Source organism: Micromonospora sp. NPDC050495 (assembly GCF_040655175.1).
GTDB lineage: Bacteria > Actinomycetota > Actinomycetes > Mycobacteriales > Micromonosporaceae > Micromonospora.
This window is the reverse complement of sequence record NZ_JBFAJK010000035.1, coordinates 1-20584: the sequence shown is the minus strand read 5'-3', so window position 1 is coordinate 20584 and position 20584 is coordinate 1. Positions and strand designations below refer to the sequence as shown.

Below are 20584 nucleotides of genomic sequence, written 5' to 3'. Positions count from 1 at the left end.
GTACGCCCCTTTTGCCCTACTAGTCGGACCCTATGCTGACTGCCGGAATAGCCGGTTTCAGAGGGGGCGACGGTGCTTGCGCGGACCACGGGGGCGACCAGGGACCGGCGGGCCGGCCCGGACGGGCGGGACCGCTGATGTCGGGCGCGAGGCTGCGGACGGCGGCGATCGTGACCCTGGTGGTGGCCGCGTTGCTCGGCTCGGCCTACACGCTCGGCCGCAGCCTGATGCCCGATCCGCCGCCCCGCAGCACCGGGGTGAGCGCCAGCGTGACCGACCCGCGCTACGCCGACCAGCCGCCCAGCACGGATTTCCCGGCGCCGGCCCGGCCGACCCCCGACGCCAGCCCCAGCGGCCCGGAGACCGACCAGCAGGCGCCCGCCGAGGACGAGGGCCCGTACGGCAGCCGCATGTCCACCGGGTCGTCGCAGATCGCGCTCACCTTCGACGACGGTCCGGACCCGCGCTACACCCCGCAGGTGCTCGCGCTGCTGAAGGAGTACCACGTCAAGGCCACCTTCTGCGTGGTCGGCGAGAACGCGGAGGCCTACCCGGAGCTGATCCAGGCGATCGTGGCCGACGGGCACACCCTCTGCAACCACTCCTGGGACCACGACGAGAACCTCGGCAAGCGGTCGCCGGACAGCATCCAGGCCGACCTGAGCCGCACCAGCGATGCCATCCGGGCGGCGGTGCCCACCGCGCGGATCGAGTACTTCCGGCAGCCCGGCGGCAACTGGACCAAGCCGATCGTCTCGATCTGTACGGAGTTGGGCATGGTCCCGCTGCACTGGGCGGTCGACCCGTCGGACTGGACGGCGCCCGGCGCCAAGGCGATCATCAGCGCCGTGCTCGCCCAGACCGGGCCCGGCTCGATCGTGCTGCTGCACGACGCCGGCGGCGACCGGAGCGGCACCGTCGACGCGCTGCGCGACCTGCTGCCGGTGCTGCTGGACCGGTTCCAGCTGGAGGCGCTGCCCGCCGGCACCACGTGACGACCGCCACCCGTCGCTCCCCGCGTCCGGCATGATCGGCGGCCTGCCGGCCGCTACGGTGACGGGATGAGCAGCACCGCGCCGACCGCCGACCGTGTCGCCCGCGCCGACCGGCTGACGCCGGACGAGGTGGCCGAGGTGATCGGGCTGGCCGGTGCCGCCGGGGACGCCGACGGCGCCGACCCGCTCGACGAGCACGTGCTGCTGCGGTTGCGGGACCCGGAGGCGCCCGCCGTGCACCTCACCGCCCGCGCCGCCGACAACACCCTCACCGGGTACGCCCACCTGGACACCACCGACGCGACCGGCGGCATCGGCGTGGAACTGGTGGTGCATCCGGCGTACCGGCGGCGGGGCACCGGGCGGGCGCTGGCCCGGGGGGTGCTGGCCGCGGCCGCCGGGCCGCTGCGGGCCTGGGCGCACGGCGACCACCCGTCGGCCGCCGCGCTCGCGGTCGACCTGGGGTTCGCCCGCGCCCGGGTGCTCTGGCAGCTGCGCCGGCCGTTGACCGCGGCCCTGCCCGAGGCGACCCTGCCCGACGGCGTCGAGCTGCGCGCGTTCCGGCCCGGCGCGGACGACGAGGCCTGGCTCGCGCTCAACAACGCGGCCTTCGCCCAGCACCCCGAGCAGGGCCGGTGGTCCGACGCCGACCTGCGGCTGCGACTCGCCGAGCCGTGGTTCGACCCGGCCGGGTTCCTGCTCGCGGTCGATTCCGCGTCCGGCCGGCTGCTCGGCTTCCACTGGACCAAGGTGCACGAACGCCCGGGCTCGGCCCGGATCGGCGAGGTCTACGTGCTCGGGGTGGACCCGACCGCGCACCGGGGCGGGCTGGGCCGGGCGCTCACCACGGCCGGGCTGGCGTACCTGCGGGACCGGCGCGGGCTGGACCGGGTGATGCTCTACGTGGACGAGTCCAACAGCGGGGCGGTCGCGCTCTACGAGCGGCTCGGCTTCGCCCGCTGGTCGGCGCACGTCAACTACCACCTCGGCTGAGCACGACCCCGCTCCCCCAGCACCTCGGCTGAGCGCACCCTCACTCCCTCACCACCCCGGCTGAGCCGCCGCTCCGGTCGGGCGTGCCGGTCGAGTGCGCCGGTCGGGTCTGCCCGGCTAAACCGGATAAGTGGCGATAGCGGGCCGCGAGTTCACGTAACGGACAACCCTCCCTCAGCGCAGGGTCACCCGGTCGGTCGGACCTGTTCATGCCCCGTTCACTTCCGACCGGCGCTGCGTCCACCTGGCACTTCTAACTTTCGTGTCAGCCGGTCAGCGCCGGCACCCGGGCCTGCCCGGGCGACCTGACCAAAGACGTGAAGGGAAACCCCTCAGGTGAAGCTCCAGCGGCACGGCGCCATCGCCTGCCTCGCTCTTACCGCGGTGCTCGGTCTCAGCGCCTGCGGCTCGGACAACAACGAGCCGACCGGCACCTCCGCCTCGGGCTCCGCCGCCGCCGTCGACTGCGGCAAGGGCACGCTGAACGCGCAGGGCTCCTCCGCGCAGAAGAACGCGATGGCCGAGTGGATCAAGGCGTACCAGCAGAAGTGCGCCGGCACCACCATCAACTACGAGCCCTCCGGCTCGGGCGCCGGCATCCAGGCCTTCATCGCCGGCACCGCCGACTTCGCCGGCTCCGACTCCGCCCTGAAGCCGGAGGAGCAGCCGCAGGCCGACGCCAAGTGCGCCGGCGGCCAGGCGATCCACCTGCCGATGGTCATCGGCCCGATCGCGGTGGCCTACAACATCAACGGCGTGGACAACCTCCAGCTCAGCGCACCCACCCTGGCCAAGATCTTCACCGGCAAGGTCACCAAGTGGGACGACGGCGCGATCAAGGCCGAGAACCCCGACGCCAAGCTGCCGTCGACCACGATCCAGACCGTCCACCGCTCGGACGAGTCCGGCACCACCGACAACTTCACCAAGTACCTGTCGAAGGCCGCCGCCACCGACTGGACCCTGGACCACACCAAGGCGTGGAAGGCGCCGGGCGGCACCGGCGCCAAGGGCTCGGACGGCGTGGCCAGCGCGGTCAAGGGCGCCGACGGCGCGATCGGCTACCTGGAGCTCTCCTTCGCCGACAACTCCGGCCTGAAGAAGGCCAAGATCAAGAACGGCGCCGGTGAGTTCACCGAGCTGACCGGCGAGGCCGCCGGCAAGACCATCGCCGGCGCCAAGGTCGAGGGCCAGGGCGACGACCTGAAGATGTCGATCGACTACAACACCACGGAGGCCGGGGCCTACCCGATCGTCCTGGCGACCTACGAGATCGTCTGCAGCAAGGGCCTCCCGGCCGACAAGCTCCCCCTGGTCAAGGGCCTGCTCGGCTACGCCGCCAGCAGCGAGGGCCAGTCCCAGCTCGCCGAGCTGGGCTACGCGCCACTGCCGGACTCGGTCCGCACCAAGGTCGAGGCCGCGGTCAAGAACCTCTCCTGACCGTAACCACCACTCCCGAAGCGAGCGACCAGATGGGTCAGACCCCTCACCGCTCGGCGCACGCCGGCACCGGCGGTCCCTCCGTCCCCAGCAGTGACGGGTGGTCCGCCGGTGCCTCGGCGCGTGTGGCCGACATCCCCGGAACCCCCCGTCCGCCCGAGCACGGGCTCGGCGGCGGTGACGCGCTGCCCCGGGCCAAGGCGTTCGGCGCGGAGAAGGCCTTCCGTGGCCTCACCATGGCCGCCGGCACCGCCGTGCTCGTCATCATCGCGGCCATCGCGGTCTTCCTGATCTCCAAGGCCGTGCCGGCGCTCCGCGCGAACACCGAGAACTTCTGGACCTACGAGGGCTGGTCGCCGAACCAGACCGAGCCGAAGTTCGGCATCGGGACGCTCGCCTTCGGCACCGTCCTCAGTTCGGCGCTCGCGCTGCTCATGGCCGTGCCGGTGGCCCTGGGCATCGCCCTCTACCTGTCCCACTACGCGCCGCGCCGGCTCGGCACCGCGCTCGGCTTCGTGATCGACCTGCTGGCCGCCGTGCCCAGCGTGGTCTTCGGCCTGTGGGGGCGGGACATCTTCGTCGAGCCGGTACGCGACTTCTCGGTCTGGCTGAACACCTACTTCGGCTGGATCCCGATCTTCGGCGGGGACGGCCCGTTCGGAAGGTCCATCCTGCTCGGCGCGCTGGTCCTGGCGATCATGGTGCTCCCGATCATCACGTCCCTCTCCCGCGAGGTGTTCCTCCAGACACCCACGGCGAACGAGGAGGCCGCCCTGGCGCTCGGCGCCACCCGCTGGGAGATGATCCGCACCGCCGTGCTGCCGTACGGCCGGCCCGGCGTCATCGCCGCGGTGATGCTCGGCCTCGGCCGGGCGCTCGGCGAGACCATCGCCCTGGCGATGACCCTCGGCATCACCTTCGGCATCTCGTTCAACCTGATCCAGAGCGGCGGCAACACCATCGCCGCGAACATCGCCAACGCGTTCGGCGAGGCCAACGACACCGGACGCGGCGCGCTGATCGCCTCCGGCCTGGTGCTCTTCGCGATCACGCTGATCGTCAACATCACCGCGCGGGCGATCATCTACCGCCGCCGCGAGTTCACGGAGTCCGCGGCGTGAGCGCGAGGACGCGCGTTCCGGGGCCGCTCGCGTGGGACGCGGCGGAGCCGGAATGCGCGCAGGAGCCGGCGTCGCGAGCCCCGCAGTCGCGAACTGAAGGAAGCCCCGCATGACCACCACCGTCACCACCCACCGCTCGCGGCCACCGGCCCGGCCGGTCACGCTGCGGGCCCGGCGGCTGCCGGCGTACGCCGCGCCCGCCGTCGCCCTCGGGGCCCTGCTGGCCGCCGCCGGCATCGTGTACGGCGCGGGCATCGGCGGCCCGGTCCTCGTCGTGGTCCTCGCCGCCCTGCTCTACCTGGTCGGCCTCTTCGTCGCGGCCAACGCGGTCGAGGGCCGGCGCTCCGCCCGCGACCGCACCTGGAGCGCGCTGATCCACTCCGCCTTCGTGCTCGCGGTGCTGCCGCTGGCCTCGGTGGTCTGGACGCTGGTCAGCAAGGGCGCCGAGCGGTTGGACGGCAACTTCTTCGGCACCTCGATGAACAACATCGGGGCGCGGGACGCGAACGGCGGCGCGTACCACGCCATCGTGGGGACCCTGGAGCAGGTCGGCATCGCCACCCTGATCACCGTCCCGCTCGGCCTGCTCTGCGCGATCTACGTGGTGGAGTACGGCCGCGGCCGGTTCGCCTTCGCCATCCGCTTCTTCGTGGACGTGATGACCGGCATCCCGTCGATCGTCTCCGGCCTGTTCGTGCTGGCCTTCTGGGTGCTGATCGTCTCGCCGTGGTTCAACGACGGCCGGCCGAGCTTCTCCGGCTTCGCCGCCGCGCTGGCGCTGAGCGTGCTCATGCTGCCCACCGTGGTCCGCTCCACCGAGGAGATGCTCCGCCTCGTCCCGGCGCCGCTGCGGGAGGGCGCGTACGCCCTCGGCGTGCCGAAATGGAAGACCATCCTGCGGGTCGTGCTGCCGACCGCGCTGCCCGGGATCGTCACCGGCGTCATGCTCGCCATCGCGCGGGCGGCCGGCGAGACCGCCCCGGTGCTGCTCGTCGCGGGCGGCGGCGCGGCGATCAACGTCAACCCGTTCGAGAACAACCAGTCGTCGCTGGCCCTCTTCGTCTACCAGCAGGCCGGCGATGCCTCGAAGTACTCGCCGGCGCGGGCGTGGACGGCGGCGCTGACCCTGGTCGCCCTCGTCCTCGTCCTGACCATCGCGGCGAAGTTGCTGGCCCGCCGCAACCGGCTCGGCCGATGAACCCCGGAGGTACCGCCACCATGGCCAAGCGCATCGAAGCCACGAACGTCACCGCGTACTACGGCGGGTTCAAGGCGATCGAGAACATCAACCTCACCGTCGAACCGAAGACGGTCACCGCCCTGATCGGCCCCTCGGGCTGCGGGAAGTCCACCTTCCTGCGGTCCATCAACCGGATGCACGAGGTGCTGCCGGGTGCCCGGGTCGAGGGCAGCCTCACCATCGACCACCAGGACATCTACGACCGGGACGTGGACGTCACCGCGGTCCGTCGGATGATCGGCATGGTCTTCCAGCGGCCCAACCCGTTCCCCACCATGAGCATCTTCGAGAACGTGGTGGCCGGGCTGCGGCTCAACGGCGTGAAGCGCAAGTCGATCCTGGAGGAGGCCGCCGAGAAGGCGCTCCGCTCGGCGAACCTCTGGGACGAGGTGAAGGACCGGCTCGGCAAGCCCGGCGCCGGCCTCTCCGGCGGCCAGCAGCAGCGGCTCTGCATCGCCCGCACGATCGCGGTCGAGCCGCAGGTGGTGCTGATGGACGAGCCCTGCTCGGCGCTGGACCCGATCTCCACGCTGGCCATCGAGGACCTGATGTTCCAGCTCAAGGACACGTTCACCATCATCATCGTCACGCACAACATGCAGCAGGCCGCCCGGGTGTCGGACCGGACCGCGTTCTTCTCCATCGAGAAGACCGGTGACCCGGGCCGGCTGATCGAGTACGACCACACCCAGAAGATCTTCAGCAACCCGAGCCAGAAGAAGACCGAGGACTACATCACCGGCCGCTTCGGCTGAGCCGCAGCCGTCCCGGTCCGCGGCGGGCCCCGGTCGGAATCGACCAGGGCCCGCCGCCTGTCCACATGGGTCGGTTCAGCGCAGCGCGGCGAAGAACTGCCGCAGGTCTGCGACCAGCAGGTCGGGTGCCTGGTCGGTCAGCGCAGCGCGGCGAAGAACTGCCGCAGGTCCGCGACCAGCAGGTCGGGTGCCTGGTGGGCGGCGAAGTGCCCGCCCCGGTCGTACGTGTGCCAGGAGACGATGTTCTTGTGGTCGCGTTCGGCGAGCGTCCGGATCGACTGGAAGTCCCAGGCGAAGTTGGCCAGGCCGAGCGGCACCGTGGTCGGCTCCGGCACCGCCGTGCCGCGCCCGTTGACCTTCTGGGTCGGGTGCACGGACTCGGCGTCCTCGTAGTAGTAGCGGGCCGCCGAGGCGGCCGTGTTGGTCAGCCAGTAGATGGTCGTGTTGGTGAGCACGTGGTCGGCGTCGATCTGGTCACCCATGAGCTGGCCCAGCCAGCCGAGCAGGCCCACCGGCGAGTCGGCCAGCGCGTGCGCCACGTTCTGCGGCTCGGTCGAGTGCAGCTTGTCGTAGCCGCCCCGCCGCTGCACGAACCAGTCGGCGAACGCCACCTTGCCCCGCTCCTCCTCGGTGAGCCCGGCCAGTTCGGCGGGGTCACCGGACGGCAGGGAGAAGACCTGCGTGACGTGCACCCCGAGCACGTGCTCCGGGTCGGCCCGGCCCACCTCCGGCGAGACGAACGCGCCGAGGTCGTTGCCGGCCGCGCCGTACCGCTGGTAGCCGAGGCGGCGCATCAGCTCGGCCCAGGCGCGGGCCACCCGGTGGCGGTTCCAGCCGCGCTCCTGGGTGGGCCCGGAGAAGCCGTACCCCGGCACCGACGGGATGACCAGGTGGAAGGCGTCGGCCGGGTCGCCGCCGTGCGTCCGTGGGTCGGTCAGCGGCCCGATCACGTCCAGCCACTCGACGACGGTGCCCGGCCAGCCGTGGGTGAGGATCAGCGGGGTGGCGTCCGGCTCGGGCGAGCGGACGTGCAGGAAGTGCACCCGCTGCCCGTCGATCTCGGTGGTGAACTGCGGGTACGCGTTGAGCCGCGCCTCCCACTCCCGCCAGTCGTAGCTGGTGCGCCAGCGCTCGGCCAGCCGCTGCACCCAGCTCAGCGGGACGCCGTACTCCCAGCCGGGCGGGACCGGGCCGGCGGGGGCGGCCGGGTCGGGGTCGGCGGGCAGTTCCTCGGCCCAGCGGGTCCGGGCCAGCCGGTCGGCGAGGTCGTCCAGGTCGGCCTGGGGGACGTCGATACGGAACGGGACGATCGCGGTGTTGTCTGCCATGCCATGAGCGTAGGAAGGGTTTAGGAAAGCTTCGTTCCTAATGCGCTGGCAGAATCCGGAACATGTTGGAGACCTCGGCGCGACTGCTGCGCCTGCTGTCGCTGTTGCAGACGCCACGCGAGTGGACCGGCGCCGAACTGGCCGAGCGCCTGGCGGTGAGCACCCGCACCGTACGCAACGACGTGGAACGGCTGCGCGTGCTCGGCTACCCGGTGCACGGCACCCGGGGCGCGGTCGGCGGCTACCGGCTGGGTGCCGGCGCGGCCCTGCCCCCGCTCCTCCTCGACGACGAGGAGGCGGTGGCCGTGGCGGTCGGGCTGCGCACCGCCGCGGCCGGCAGCGTGGCCGGCATCGAGGAGACCTCGCTGCGGGCGCTGGCCAAGCTGGAGCAGGTGCTCCCGCACCGGCTGCGCCGCCGGGTCACCGCCCTGCACACGCACACCGTGCGCGTCCCGCACGACCAGCCCGGCCCGACCGTGGACGCCGGGACGCTCAGCGCGATCGGGGCGGCCTGCCGGGACCGGGAGCGCCTGCGCTTCGACTACGTCCGGCACGACGGCACCGCGGACCGGCGGGACGTCGAGCCGTACCGGCTGGTCAACTGGGGCCGGCGCTGGTACCTGGTGGCGTTCGACCCGGCCCGGGACGACTGGCGGACCTTCCGGGTGGACCGGATCAGCCCGCGTACCCCGACCGGCCCCCGGTTCGCGGCCCGCGAGCTGCCCGGTGACGTGGTGGACCGGGTGCGGCAGGGGGTCTCCTCGGCCGCGTGGCGGCACCGGGCGCGCATCCGGGTGCACGCCCCCGCCGAGGTGGTGGCCGACCGGATCAACCCGGCCGTCGGCACGGTCGAGCCGGCCGGCGACACGGCCTGCCTCCTGCACACCGGCGCCGACCGGCTGGAGACCATCGCGGTCTGGCTCGGCCTGCTCGACCTCGACTTCACCGTCGAGGACCCGCCCGAGCTGGCTGGCCTCCTGCGTACCCTCGCGGAGCGCTACCTCCGCGCCGCCGGCTGACCCTCAGGACAGGCGGAAGCGGGGCGCCTCGGCGTCGGAGAGGTCGAGGCGCGGGGTGACCGGGGTGCCGGCATCGCGGCCGGCCGAGGCGCGGGCCACGCCGGCCAGGTCGCCGGCGGCGGCCACCTCGGCCAGGGTGACCATGGTGGGCGGCAGCATGGTCAACTCCCCGGCCTCGACCCGCGTGAGGGCGTCCGCCGGGCGCAGCCACAGCGTGTGGTCGGCCTCGCCGGAGACGTCCCGGGTCCGCTGCCCCTCGGGCAGCAGGGCGACGAAGAAGTACGTGTCGAAGCGGCGCGGCTCGAACTCGGGAGTGATCCACCGGCTCCACGGCAGCAGCAGGTCGGACCGGAGGGTGAGCCCCTTCCCGGCCAGCAGGTCGGCGAAGCCGGTCCGCCGGGCCACCAGGTCCTGCCGGGCCGTCTCCCAGTCGTCGCCGCTCACGTCGCCCACCACCGTGCCGGTGTCCGGCCCGGCCAGCAGCACGCCCGCCTCCTCAAAGACCTCGCGGGCGGCGGCGCAGACGACCGCCTGGGCGGCGGCCGGGTCGAGCCGGAGCCGCTCGCCCCACGCCGCCGGATCCGGGCCGGCCCAGCCGAGGTGCGCCTCCGAGTCGGAACGGTCCACCCCGCCGCCGGGGAAGGCGTACATGCCGCCGAAGGTCATCGCGGCCACCCGGCGGATCAGGTAGACCTCGAAGCCGTCGGCGGCCGGGCGCAGCAGCAGCACCGTGGCGGCGACCCGGGGTACGGCCGGCACCCCGCCCTCGGCCCGGAACCGGCGGGCGTGCTCCACCAGGGCGAGGGGTGCGGCGAAGCCGTCGATCGTCATGCGCCGAGCCTAGTTCCCGCCGGCCGGCCCCACCGGGGGCGGCCGGGCGTGGGCGCCCGCCACCTGACGCGCTCCCCGAACCCACCGACTGGTCACGGTGTGTAGCTGCCAGTTCGGTCCATCAGACCCCTCCTCTGCCGCCTTTGCTCTGCAGCCATATCCGCAACGGCAACCCTCCGTTAAGCGGTGCGCATGCGGCTGCAGAGCAAAGGCGGCGAGAGGTAGGCGGCGCGGCCCGAAAGAGAGCGACTTTATGTCCGCTTAGCTGCTTTTGGGTACTCGAATTCGCGAGAGCAGCGACGGCAGTCGTCACGCTACGCAATCCTCACGCTGTGTGATGACCATCAGTCGCTGTCAGCCCTCGGCGCCCGTGCGGCGGCGGGCACCGGTTCTCGACGACGACCGTCGGGTGCCGTGGCCGGGCGGGGTTCGCCATGTCAGGGATGGATCACCCCTGCCGGCCCCGGAGCAGGAAGGGATAGCGTGCGGGCATGACGCGTTGGGGAATCCTGGCCACCGGATACATCGCCGGCCGTTTCGCCGAGGACCTGCGGTTCGTGCCGGGGGCCGAACTGGTGGCGGTCGGGTCGCGTACCCGGGAGAGCGCGGAGCTCTTCGCGCAGCGGCACGGCGCGTCCCGGGCGTACGCCTCCTGGGCGGAACTGGCCGCGGACCCGGAGGTGGACGTCGTCTACGTCGCCACGCCGCACGCCGCGCACCACGAGGCGACCATGACGTGCCTGGCCGGCGGCAAGGCGGTGCTGGTGGAGAAGCCCTGCACGCTGGACCTGGCCAGCAGCACCGAGCTGATCGAGACGGCCCGCGCCCGCGGTCTCTTCCTCATGGAGGCCATGTGGATGCGGACCAACCCGCTGATCCTGCGGCTGCTGGAGCTGATCGCGGACGGCGCCATCGGCGAGGTCACCCACGTCCGGGCGGACTTCGGCGCGGCCGGCCCGTTCCCGCCGGAGCACCGGATGCGGGCCCGGACGCTGGGCGGCGGCGCCCTGCTCGACCTCGGGATCTATCCGCTGAGCCTGGCCCACCTGCTGCTCGGCGTGCCCCAGCACGTGCGGGCCTGGGCCCGGATCAGCCCCGAGCTGGTGGATGAGAACACCGGCATCGTCCTCGGCTGGGATTCCGGGGCGGTGGCGACGCTGAGCTGCGGGATGATCGGCGCCACCGCGATCACCGCGGCGATCACCGGTACGACCGGCCGGATCGACCTGCCGGAGCCGTTCTACCGGCCCGCCGCGGCGGTGCTGCACCGGGCCGGCGCGGAGCCGGAGACCATCCCGGCGGACCCGACCGGCGGCGGCTACCAGTACGAGGCGATCGAGGTGCAGCGCTGCCTGGCCGCCGGGCTGATCGAGAGCCCGCTGGTGCCGCACTCGGCCACCCTCGAGGTGATGGCGCTGCTCGACGACATCCGGGCCCGGATCGGCGTCTCCTACGCGTGACGCGGGGCCCCCGGCCGCTGCCGGAGGCCCCGCGCACCGCGCTCAGAACAGCGGGCGGACCAGCAGGTACGCCAGGCAGGCGATGATCGCGGCGGCCGGGAACGTGATCACCCAGGCGATCACGATGTTGCCGGCCACGTTCCAGCGGACCGCGGAGAGCCGCTTGGTGGCGCCCACACCCATGATCGCCGAGGTGATCGTGTGGGTGGTGGAGATCGGGGCCTTCAGCACCAGGGCGTTGAAGTAGAGCACCGCGCTGGCCACCGTCTCGGCGGCGAAGCCCTCCGGCGGGCCCAGGTCGATGATCTTCCGGCCCAGGGTCCGGATGATCCGCCAGCCGCCCGCGTAGGTGCCGGCGGCCAGCATGGCCGCGGAGGTCCAGAAGACCCACTGCGGGATGTGCGTCTTGGACTCCTGGAAGCCGCCCGTGTAGAGGGCCAGCACGATGATGCCCATGGTCTTGGCGGCGTCCTGCATGCCGTGACCGACCGACATGGCGGCCGCCGAGGCGGTCTGCGCCCAGCGGAAACCCCGGTTGAGCTTGCCGGGCTGCCCCTTCCGGAACAGCCACAGGATGGCCAGCATCACCAGGAAGCCGAGCATCAGGCCGACCACCGGGGAGAGCACCATCGGGATGAGGACCTTCTCCACGATGTTGCCCCACTGCACGACGCCGTCGTTGGCGAACAGGGTCGCCCCGACCAGGCCGCCGAAGAGAGCGTGCGAGGAGGACGACGGGAGGCCGAAGTACCAGGTGATCAGGTTCCAGGCGATCGCGCCGAGCACCCCGGCGAAGACCACCCCCAGGCTCTCGATCCCGGTGGGCAGGGTGACCAGGCCGTCGCCGACCGTCTTGGCCACCCCGGCGCCGAAGTGGGCGCCGACGAAGTTGCCGACGGCGGCCAGCCCGAGGGCGACCCGGGGGGTCAGCGCCCGGGTGGACACGCTGGTGGCGATCGCGTTGGCCGCGTCATGGAAGCCGTTCGTGTAGTCGAACGCCATGGCGACCACGATCACCGCCAGCACGGCGATGAGTTCGGGAGTCACGGGCTCAGGACTCCTTGACCGCGATGGTCTCGACCGTGTTGGCCACGTGCTCGAAGGCGTCGCAGGCGGCCTCCAGCTCGTCGGCCACCTCCTTCATCTTCAGCACCGTCAGCGCGTCGTACTCGCCGGAGAAGAGCCGGACCAGCAACTGCCGGTTGATCCGGTCACCCTCGTTCTCCAGGCGGTTGCACTCGATCCAGTAGTCCTCGAGGTTCTTCATCGAACGCAGCCGGGGCATCGCCTCGGCGGTCAGCTTGGCCTGCTGGTCGAGCACGTTGACCATCTCGTGCAGCTCGCGCGGTAGCGCCGGCAGCTCGGTCAGCCCGTACAGGTAGAGCAGGTCGCCGACCGCCTCCAGGTGGTCCATCACGTCGTCGAGCAGCGAGCCCAGCCGGTAGATGTCCTCCCGGTCGAAGGGCGTGATGAAGGTGGAGTTGATCTTCTTGTACAGGTCGTGGGTGATCTGGTCGCTGTCGTGCTCGACCTCGGTCAACCGCTCGCTGACCGACTGGACGTCGACGCCCGGCAGCGCCAGCTCGTTGAGCAGCTCGGTACCCCGCACCAGGTTCTGCGCGGCCCTGGTGAAGAGCTCGTAGAAGGCGCCCTCGGTGGGACGGAAGGAAAACTTCACAGCACGGACCTCGTCGTGTCGGTGGAAGGGTGGCCGTCGCCCCTGCGGGCGCCTGCTGAAGGGCATGCTAGGTACCCCGCGGAACCGGGCATCGGCCGGCCCACCCGAGGTCAGACCCGATTCACCGCTCGTTCACCCGCCGTTCACCTTCGTCTTCCCGACCCTCGCTCCGCAATCGGTCACGCTCCCCCTCGACGTCGAAATCGGCAGCGGGATACCCCAGATCCAGCTGGTCGAACGTCTCCCGCAGCAGGTGCGCCACCGCCCAGTCGCGGTACCACTTCCGGTCCGCCGGCACCACGAACCAGGGCGCCGTGTCCGTGCCGCAACGCCCCAGCGCCTCGGCGTACGCGGCCTGGTAGTCGTCCCACCGGGCCCGGGTGTCCAGGTCGCTCGGGTTGTACTTCCAGTACTTGGTGGGGTCGGTGAGCCGCTGCATCAGCCGCTCGCCCTGCTCCGCGTAGGAGATGTGCAGCATCACCTTGATCAGGGTGACCGCGCTCTCGGTCAGCTCCCGCTCGAAGTCGTTGATCAGGTCGTACCGGGCCCGCCAGGTGGGCTCGTCGACCAGCCCCTCGACCCGGGCGATCAGCACGTCCTCGTAGTGCGAGCGGTTGAAGATCCCCACGTAGCCGGGCGGCGGCAGGGCGCGCCGGATCCGCCACAGGAAGTCGTGCCGCCGCTCCTCCTCGGTCGGCGGCCCGAACGAGCGGATGTGCAGCCCGAGCGGGTTCATCGCGCCGGCCACCCGCTTGATCGTGCCGTCCTTGCCGCCGCAGTCCATCGCCTGGAGCACCAGCAGCACCCGGCGCGGCCGGTCGCCGGCCAGGTGGGCGCCGGCCGCCGACGGCGCACCCGCCGGCGCCCCCGGCCCGGTGAGCGCCTTCGCGGCCGCGTACAGCATCTCCTGCCGCCGGCCCAACTCCGCGCCGAGCAGCTCCACCTGCGCCCGGGCCCACGCCTTGCGGTCCTTCCCGTGCCCCGCCGCGGCCGGCAGGCCCGGCGTCGACCGGGGATCGACGGCCGCCAGGTCCACCGTCCCGGGCCCCACCCGCAGCAGGTCCCGCATCGGCCCGCCCTCGGGCCGCACCGCCTCGTCGACTCCGCTCATGCCCCGATCCTCACCCACCCGGGGCGCGCCCGCCTCCCGAGCGCGGCCCGGCCCGGCGCCCGCCCCCGGTGCGCCCACCTCCCGAGTGCCCCCGGCGCGGCGCCCGCCCCCGATGGGCTCGCCTCCCGAGCGCCCCCGGTGGGCCCGCCGAGACGAAGCTCTCACGCACCCGGTCGCCGGGGCGCCCGGGTGCCGGGGAGAATTGCGGACGCAGGGAGGGAGCACCCGGGTGGACGAGCTGACGGCGGAGTTCCAGGCGGAACGGGCACACCTGCTGGCGGTCGCGCAGCGGATGCTGGGCAGCCGGAGCGAGGCCGAGGACGCGGTGCAGGAGACCTGGCTGCGCTACGTCGCCGCGCTGGGCGACCCGGCCGCCCGGGCGGCGATCCGCGACCTGCGCGGCTGGCTGACCACCACCTGTTCCCGGATCTGCCTGGACGTGCTCCGCTCAGCCCGGGTCCGCCGCGAGGCGTACCCCGGCCAGTGGCTGCCGGAGCCGACGGTGCGCGACCTGCCGACGGCCGACGGATACGCTCCCGACCCCGCCGAGCGGGCGGTCCGGGCCGACCAGCTCGGCACCGCGCTGCTGGTGGTGCTGGAGCGGCTGACCCCGGAGCAGCGGGTCGCGTTCGTGCTCCACGACGTCTTCGCCGTGCCGTTCGCCGACGTCGCCGAGGTGCTCGGCACCACACCGACCGCCGCCCGGCAGCTCGCCTCCCGGGGCCGCCGCGCGGTCACCGCCCCCGACGTCCCCCGGCACACCGCCGATCTGGCCGAGCAGCAGAAGGTGCTGACCGCCTTCGTCGCCGCCGTGGAGTCCGGCGAGCTGGACCGGCTGGTCGAGGTGCTCGCCCCGGACGTGGTGGTGATCGGCGACAGCGGCGGGCACTTCCCGGCCGCCCGCCGGCCGGTGGTCGGCGCCGAGCTCGCCGGCCGGTTCATCCTCGGCCTGTTCGGTCAGGCGGCCCGGTTCGGCGACTCGCTCTCCGCCCGGCCGGTGCTGGTCGACGGCGGGCTGGGCTGGCAGGCCGAGCTGGTCTACCGGGACGGCCGGCCGATGCGCATGATCACCTCGTTCGCCGTCCACGAGGGGCGGATCACCGGCCTGTTCAACCAGCTCAACCCGGAGAAGGTGAGCCACCTGCCCGCGGTCGACCCGGGCTCGCACTGGCCGCCGCGCTGGTGAGGCCGGCTCAGACCACCACGGCCAGCCATTTGCGGTACGACGTGGCGAACGGTTCGCTGCCGTCGCCGAGCGCGCCGAACAGCCAGCGGGCCGCCGCCTCGGCCTCGGCCACCACGTCGTCGGGGTAGCTCCAGCGCCGGCGGTGCTCGGCGAACTCGTCCTCGTCGCGCAGCTCGACCAGGCCGCTCTCCCGGCGGCGCACCACGTCCAGGTCGAGGTCGACCAGGTGGACGGTGTCCTCGCCGGCCCAGCGAGCCGGGGTGGTGATGTCGCAGTAGACCTCGCTGGTCCGGGGCGGCGGGTTGAACATGCCGGTCCACCAGCCGTGCCGGGGCACCAGCAGGACGAACGGGATCTGCTCGACCGAGGGGCGGCCGTGGTAGACCGACTCCGTGCCGGCCGGCACGCCGAGCCACACGCCGAGGTCGTCCTCGGCGAGGCGGCGGGCCGGGTAGTCGCGGTGCGCGCTGCCGTCGTACTTGCGGTAGATCACGCGGACCACATCGCTCGGCATGACAGGCACCCTAACCGATTCCGGCCACGCGACGCGATCGTCGGGTAACCGGACGCGACCCGACCGTGACCACGCCACGCGGGGCAGCGGCGGGGGCCCTGTCGGGCCCGGCGGGTACCGTCGCACGGTGACCCCGACCCGCATCGCCACCGGTTCCGCCGTGCCCAGGAAGCGTCGGGGCGACCGGCCCAGTGGCGCCGAGTTGCTGGCCGCGGCGGTCGGTGCGGTGCCCGGCGGGGCGGCCCGGCCGGGCCAGCAGCAGATGGCCGAGGCGATCGAGCGGAGCATCGCCTCCGGCGAGCACCTGCTGGTCCAGGCGGGCACCGGCACCGGCAAGTCCCTGGCGTACCTGGCCCCGGCGCTGACCGTGGACGGGCCGGTGGTGGTCTCCACCGCCACCCTGGCCCTGCAGTCCCAGCTGGTCGAGCACGACCTGCCCCGCCTCGCCGACGCGGTGGAGCCGCTGCTGCGCCGCCGACCCACCTTCGCGGTGCTCAAGGGGCGGCACCACTATCTCTGCCTGGCCCGGCTGGACAGCTCGGTGGAGGACGAGCCGGAGGACGGCCTCTTCGACGCGCCCCGCCCCGGCGGCACGAAGTGGCTCGGCGAGGCGGGCCGGCTGGGCAAGCAGATCCAGCGGGTCCGGGACTGGGCGGAGAAGACCGCCACCGGCGACCGGGACGAGCTGGACCCGGGGGTGGACGACCAGCTGTGGCGGACCGTCTCGATGCCGGCCCGGGAATGCGTGGGCGCCACCCGGTGCCCGTTCGGGCAGGAGTGCTTCGCCGAGGCGTCCCGGGCCCGGGCCCGCGAGGCGGACATCGTGGTCACCAACCACAGCCTGCTCGCCGTCGACATGCTCGCCGGCCGGCACATCGTGCCGCCGCACAAGCTGCTCGTCGTCGACGAGGCGCACGAGCTGGCCGACCGGGTCTCCTCAGCCGCCCAGGCCGAACTGGTCCCCGAGCTGATCGACCGATCCACCCGCCGGGCCCGCCCGCTGCTCCGCCCCGAGCTGGCCGAGCGGCTCACCGAGGCCGGCGACGCGCTCGCCGTGGGGCTGGCCGAGGCGTCAGCCGGGCGGCTCACCGCCGGCCTGCCGCCCGCCCTGCGCGAGGCGTGCACGCTGCTCGACGCGGCCACCCGCGCCGCGCTGGAGGCGATCGGCGACGTCAAGGCCGACGATCCCGACCCGGTGCGCAAGCAGCAGGCCAAGGCGGTGCTGGACGAGCTCTCCAGCACCGCCCAGCGGCTGCTGGAGGAGGCCGACCACGACGTGGCCTGGGTGGAGAAGCCGGAGAACGGCAGCCGCCGGGCGCTGGTGGTCGCGCCGCTCTCGGTCGCCGGCACCCTCGCCACCCACCTCTACGACGAGCGGACCGTGGTGGCCACCTCGGCCACCCTGGCGCTGGGTGGCCGCTTCGACACCGTGGCCCGGGCCCTGGGCCTGGACGCGCCGCCGCCCGCCCCGCCGTCCCCGGCGGCCGCCGCGCTGGCCACCGCCGCCGCCGGCCGGGACACCGCCGTCGCAGCCGGCCGGGACACCGCCGTCGCAGCCGGCCGGGGCACCGCCGTCGCAGCCGGCCGGGGCACCGCCGTCGCAGCCGGCCGGGGCACCGCCGTCGCAGCCGGCCGGGGCACCGCCGCGCCGGTGGCGAGCGCCGCGGGCAGCCGGGCGGCCACCGGCACCGTGCCGGCCACCGAAGGGCCGGGGTGGAGTTCGCTGGACGTCGGCTCGCCGTTCGACTACGCCCGGCAGGGCATCCTGTACGTCGCCGCGCACCTGCCCCGGCCGAGCGTCTCCGGGCTGCCGCAGGCGGCCGGCGAGGAGCTGCTCGCGCTGGTCGGGGCGCTCGGTGGGCGTACCCTCGGGCTCTTCTCCTCACGCCGGGCCGCGCAACAGGCGGCGGAGCTGCTGCGGGCACGCACCGACCTGCCGGTGCTGCTCCAGGGCGAGGAGGCGCTGCCGCTGCTGGTCCGCCGGTTCCGCGAGGAGCGGGAGAGCTGCCTGTTCGGGGTGATGTCGCTCTGGCAGGGGGTGGACGTCCCCGGCGACGCGTGCCAGCTCGTGGTGATCGACCGGCTGCCCTTCCCCCGCCCCGACGAGCCGCTGGCGGCGGCGCGCGCGGCGGCCGTGGACGCGAGCGGCGGCTCCGGCTTCGCGGCGGTCAGCGTGCCGATCGCGGCGGTCCGGCTGGCCCAGGGGGTGGGCCGGCTGATCCGGGCCACCGCCGACCGGGGCGTGGTGGCGGTGCTCGACTCGCGGCTGGAGACGGCCCGCGGCTACGGACCGTTCCTGCGCCGCTCGCTGCCCCCGTTCTGGTACACCACCCGCCCCGAGGTGGCCCGGGGCGCGCTGGAACGCCTCGGCAAGAGCTGACCGGGGGCCACCGGCCGGGCTCCGGGCTCGCGACGTGCCGCATCCCGCGGCCTCCACGCGAGCCGAAGGCCCGGAATGCCGCATCCCGTGACGCCCGCGCTAGCCGAAGGCCCCGAATGCCGCATCCCGTGGCCTCTGCGCGAGCCGAAGGCCCGAAGTGCCGCATCCCGTGGCCTCTGCGCGAGCCGAACGCCCGAAGTGCCGCATCCCGTGCCCTCCGCGTGAGCCGAAGGCCCGGAATGCCGCATCCCGTGGCCTCCACGCGAGCCGAACGCCCGAAGTGCCGCATCCCGTGCCCTCCGCGCGAGCCGAAGGCCCTCGAATGCCGCATCCCGTGGCCTCCGCGCGAGCCGAAGGCCCGAAGTGCCGCATCCCGTGACGCCCGCGCGAGCCGAAGGCCCGAAGTGCCGCATCCCGTGGCCTCCGCGCGAGCCGAAGGCCCCGAATGCCGCATCCCGTGGCCTCCGCGCGAGCCGAAGGCCCCGAATGCCGCATCCCGTGGCCTCCGCGCTAGCCGAAGGCCCGAAGTGCCGCATCCCGTGACGCCCGCCCCCGGACCGCCCCGCCCCGGCCTGCCTCGGCCCGGGCCGGCCGCGGCCCGCCCGGGGTGGCCGGGGTGGCCGGGTCAGGGTGCCTTGGCGGCGACCACCACGGCGTCCGGCGGGGTGTCCGGCACGGTACGCGCGGCGAGCCGGCGGACGGCGGTGTTCAGCACGGCGATCAGCGGCACCGCGACCAGCGCACCGGCGATCCCGGCGAGCACCACCCCGGCGGCGATCCCGATGATCACGGCGAGCGGGTGGATGGCCACCGCCCGGCCCATGATCAACGGTTGGAGCACGTGCCCCTCGACCTGCTGCACGCCGATCACCGCGCCCAGGATGATCAGCGCGGTCACCGGCCCGCTGTCGACCAGCGCCACCAGCACGGCCACCACCCCGGAGAGGGTCGCCCCGACGATCGGGATGAACGCCCCGAGGAAGACCAGCGCGGCCAGCGGGAACGCGAACGGGATGTCGAACACGACCAGGAAGACGCCGATGCCGACGGCGTCGATGAAGGCGACCAGCACGGTGGCCCGGACGTACGCGCCGAGGGTGGCCCAGGAGGCCCGCCCGGCGTCGTCGACCTTCCACCGGGCCGCCACCGGCAGCAGCCGGACCAGGAAGCGCCAGATCTTGTTGCCGTCCCGGAGGAAGAAGAAGGTCGCGAAGAGCACCAGGATGGTGCCGGTGAGCACCTCGGCCAGGGTGGCCGCGGTGTTGAGCGCGCCGTTGGTGAACGTCTTGGTGTTCTCGTCCACCCACTTCTGCGCCTCGTCGATGTAGTTGTTGAGCTGGCCGTCGGAGAGGTGCAGCGGGCCGGTCTTGAGCCAGTCCTGGATCTGCCGGACGCCCTCCGAGGTCTTGTCGCTCAACTCCGGCACGCCCTGGATGAACTCGTTCACCACCAGGGTCAGCGTGCCGACCACCGCGGCCAGGCCGCCGACCAGCACCACGCCGGTGGCCAGCGACCGGGGGAAGCGGGCCCGGAGCAGCCAGCCGACCGCCGGAGCGAGCAGCGCCGAGAGGAGCAGGGCCACCGCCAGCGGGATGATCACGATGCGGATGGTGCCGATGATCTTCAGCAGCGCCCAGGTGACGATGCCGATCACGATGAGCCGCCAGCACCAGGCCGCGGCGATCCGCAGCGCGTGCGGCACCTCGGTGTCGTCCCGGCTGGCCGTCGTGGCGGGCAGGACCCCGGACGGCTCCGCACCGACCACGGTCGCACCGGCGGGCGCCGCCGGGCCCGGCGAGGCGGGCGAGGCCAGCCCGGACTCCTCCGACTCCCCCGGCGTGCCGTCGGGGTCGGCCCGGTTGGCCCGCACCGACTCCCGGCCGGACTCGTAAGCCCGGCGCAGCCGTCGGCGCATCGCCTCGAAGCGGCTCAAGCGCACCTCCCGCAAACTTGCCTCGCCCACGTCACAGGGGGGACAGGATACGTCCCTCCGCCCCACCCTAGGGCGACTGCGCCACACATTGCCCCCGCGCCGGTCCGCTCAACCACCGCACGACCGGCCGCGGCGTACGCGGTAGCGTCTTCGCGTGACCGAGGACCAGACTCTCGACTCCGGCCTGCCGATCCGCCTGCTGCACGACCGCGTGCTGGTACGCACCGAGAACGGGGAGGGTGAGCGCCGCTCCAGCGCCGGCATCGTGATCCCGGCCACCGCGGCGGTGGGCAAGCGGCTGGCCTGGGCCACCGCCATGGGGGTGGGCCCCAACGTACGGGCCATCGTCGCCGGCGACCGGGTGCTCTTCGACCCCGACGACCGCTCCGAGGTCGAACTGCACGGCCGGGCGTACGTGCTGCTGCGCGAACGGGACGTGCACGCCGTCGCCGCCGAGCGGGTGGAGCGGGAGTCGACCGGCTCGACCGGCCTCTACCTCTAGACCCAACGCCGTTCAGTTAGGCGTGGGCGAGGCCGGTCAAGGGGTGTGTTGATCAGAGAGCGGGAAGCGGAGTTCCGGTATCAAGGTTTGTCACTCCA

The 20584-nt window shown here is 73.3% G+C and carries 18 protein-coding genes; 11 read left to right on the top strand and 7 right to left on the bottom strand.

From position 1 onward, the window contains the following. Positions 1-137: 137 nt before the first annotated feature. The 6 genes from AB0I11_RS26000 (at position 138) to pstB (ending at position 6544) form a co-directional block, all read left to right on the top strand. Complete coding sequence (locus AB0I11_RS26000; RefSeq protein WP_357325748.1) at positions 138-995, top strand: polysaccharide deacetylase family protein; 858 nt, start codon at positions 138-140, stop codon at positions 993-995. Positions 996-1061: 66 nt separating this feature from the next. Further along, positions 1062-1988 (top strand): mycothiol synthase, encoded by a 927-nt coding sequence (gene mshD, locus AB0I11_RS25995; protein WP_357325745.1) that lies wholly within the window; start codon positions 1062-1064, stop codon positions 1986-1988. A 336-nt stretch (positions 1989-2324) separates the two neighbouring features. Beyond that, complete coding sequence (gene pstS, locus AB0I11_RS25990) at positions 2325-3428, top strand: phosphate ABC transporter substrate-binding protein PstS (protein ID WP_357325741.1); 1104 nt, start codon at positions 2325-2327, stop codon at positions 3426-3428. 32 nt (positions 3429-3460) lie between these two features. Next, positions 3461-4549: a phosphate ABC transporter permease subunit PstC gene (gene pstC / locus AB0I11_RS25985; protein ID WP_357325738.1), complete on the top strand. Its 1089-nt coding sequence runs from the start codon at positions 3461-3463 to the stop codon at positions 4547-4549. 109 nt (positions 4550-4658) lie between these two features. Then, positions 4659-5747 carry a phosphate ABC transporter permease PstA gene (gene pstA, locus AB0I11_RS25980; RefSeq protein WP_357325735.1) on the top strand — a complete coding sequence of 363 codons (1089 nt, stop codon included), beginning with the start codon at positions 4659-4661 and terminating at the stop codon, positions 5745-5747. 20 nt (positions 5748-5767) lie between these two features. After that, positions 5768-6544: a phosphate ABC transporter ATP-binding protein PstB gene (pstB, locus tag AB0I11_RS25975; RefSeq protein WP_357325731.1), complete on the top strand. Its 777-nt coding sequence runs from the start codon at positions 5768-5770 to the stop codon at positions 6542-6544. 137 nt (positions 6545-6681) lie between these two features. On the opposite strand, the gene AB0I11_RS25970 is transcribed toward pstB, so the two are convergent. After that, entirely contained in the window at positions 6682-7872 is a 1191-nt protein-coding gene (locus AB0I11_RS25970; protein WP_357325727.1) for an epoxide hydrolase family protein, read from the bottom strand. A 62-nt stretch (positions 7873-7934) separates the two neighbouring features. Here AB0I11_RS25970 and AB0I11_RS25965 point away from each other — a divergent pair, with 62 nt between their 5' ends. Then, positions 7935-8891, top strand: a complete 957-nt coding sequence (locus AB0I11_RS25965) for a YafY family protein (protein WP_357325724.1) — start codon at positions 7935-7937, stop codon at positions 8889-8891. A 3-nt stretch (positions 8892-8894) separates the two neighbouring features. Here AB0I11_RS25965 and AB0I11_RS25960 read toward each other — a convergent pair whose 3' ends face one another. After that, positions 8895-9722, bottom strand: coding sequence for an NUDIX hydrolase (locus AB0I11_RS25960; RefSeq protein WP_357325721.1), 828 nt, complete (start codon positions 9720-9722; stop codon positions 8895-8897). 491 nt (positions 9723-10213) lie between these two features. Here AB0I11_RS25960 and AB0I11_RS25955 point away from each other — a divergent pair, with 491 nt between their 5' ends. Beyond that, positions 10214-11182 (top strand): Gfo/Idh/MocA family oxidoreductase, encoded by a 969-nt coding sequence (locus AB0I11_RS25955; protein ID WP_357325719.1) that lies wholly within the window; start codon positions 10214-10216, stop codon positions 11180-11182. A 42-nt stretch (positions 11183-11224) separates the two neighbouring features. Here the strand turns inward: AB0I11_RS25955 and AB0I11_RS25950 are convergent, their stop codons facing one another. From AB0I11_RS25950 to AB0I11_RS25940, 3 genes are all read right to left on the bottom strand, one after another. Continuing rightward, the gene (locus AB0I11_RS25950; protein WP_357325716.1) at positions 11225-12229 is read right to left on the bottom strand and encodes an inorganic phosphate transporter; all 1005 of its coding nucleotides are present in this window, start codon (positions 12227-12229) and stop codon (positions 11225-11227) included. A 4-nt stretch (positions 12230-12233) separates the two neighbouring features. After that, positions 12234-12860, bottom strand: coding sequence for a DUF47 family protein (locus AB0I11_RS25945; RefSeq protein WP_357325713.1), 627 nt, complete (start codon positions 12858-12860; stop codon positions 12234-12236). 121 nt (positions 12861-12981) lie between these two features. After that, complete coding sequence (locus tag AB0I11_RS25940) at positions 12982-13971, bottom strand: PPK2 family polyphosphate kinase (protein WP_357325709.1); 990 nt, start codon at positions 13969-13971, stop codon at positions 12982-12984. Positions 13972-14200: 229 nt separating this feature from the next. Here AB0I11_RS25940 and sigJ point away from each other — a divergent pair, with 229 nt between their 5' ends. Continuing rightward, the gene (gene sigJ, locus AB0I11_RS25935) at positions 14201-15157 is read left to right on the top strand and encodes an RNA polymerase sigma factor SigJ (protein WP_357325705.1); all 957 of its coding nucleotides are present in this window, start codon (positions 14201-14203) and stop codon (positions 15155-15157) included. Between the two features lie 7 nt (positions 15158-15164). Here sigJ and AB0I11_RS25930 read toward each other — a convergent pair whose 3' ends face one another. Then, complete coding sequence (locus AB0I11_RS25930) at positions 15165-15671, bottom strand: DUF402 domain-containing protein (protein ID WP_357325703.1); 507 nt, start codon at positions 15669-15671, stop codon at positions 15165-15167. Between the two features lie 127 nt (positions 15672-15798). Between AB0I11_RS25930 and AB0I11_RS25925 the strand changes: the two genes are divergently transcribed. Next, on the top strand, positions 15799-18051 hold the full coding sequence (locus AB0I11_RS25925; RefSeq protein ID WP_357325701.1) for an ATP-dependent DNA helicase: 2253 nt from the start codon (positions 15799-15801) through the stop codon (positions 18049-18051). A 625-nt stretch (positions 18052-18676) separates the two neighbouring features. Here the strand turns inward: AB0I11_RS25925 and AB0I11_RS25920 are convergent. Next, positions 18677-19966 (bottom strand): AI-2E family transporter, encoded by a 1290-nt coding sequence (locus AB0I11_RS25920; RefSeq protein ID WP_357325886.1) that lies wholly within the window; start codon positions 19964-19966, stop codon positions 18677-18679. A 172-nt stretch (positions 19967-20138) separates the two neighbouring features. On the opposite strand from AB0I11_RS25920, the gene AB0I11_RS25915 reads away from it, so the two are divergent. Continuing rightward, entirely contained in the window at positions 20139-20486 is a 348-nt protein-coding gene (locus AB0I11_RS25915; RefSeq protein WP_357325697.1) for a co-chaperone GroES, read from the top strand. Positions 20487-20584 lie beyond the last annotated feature (98 nt).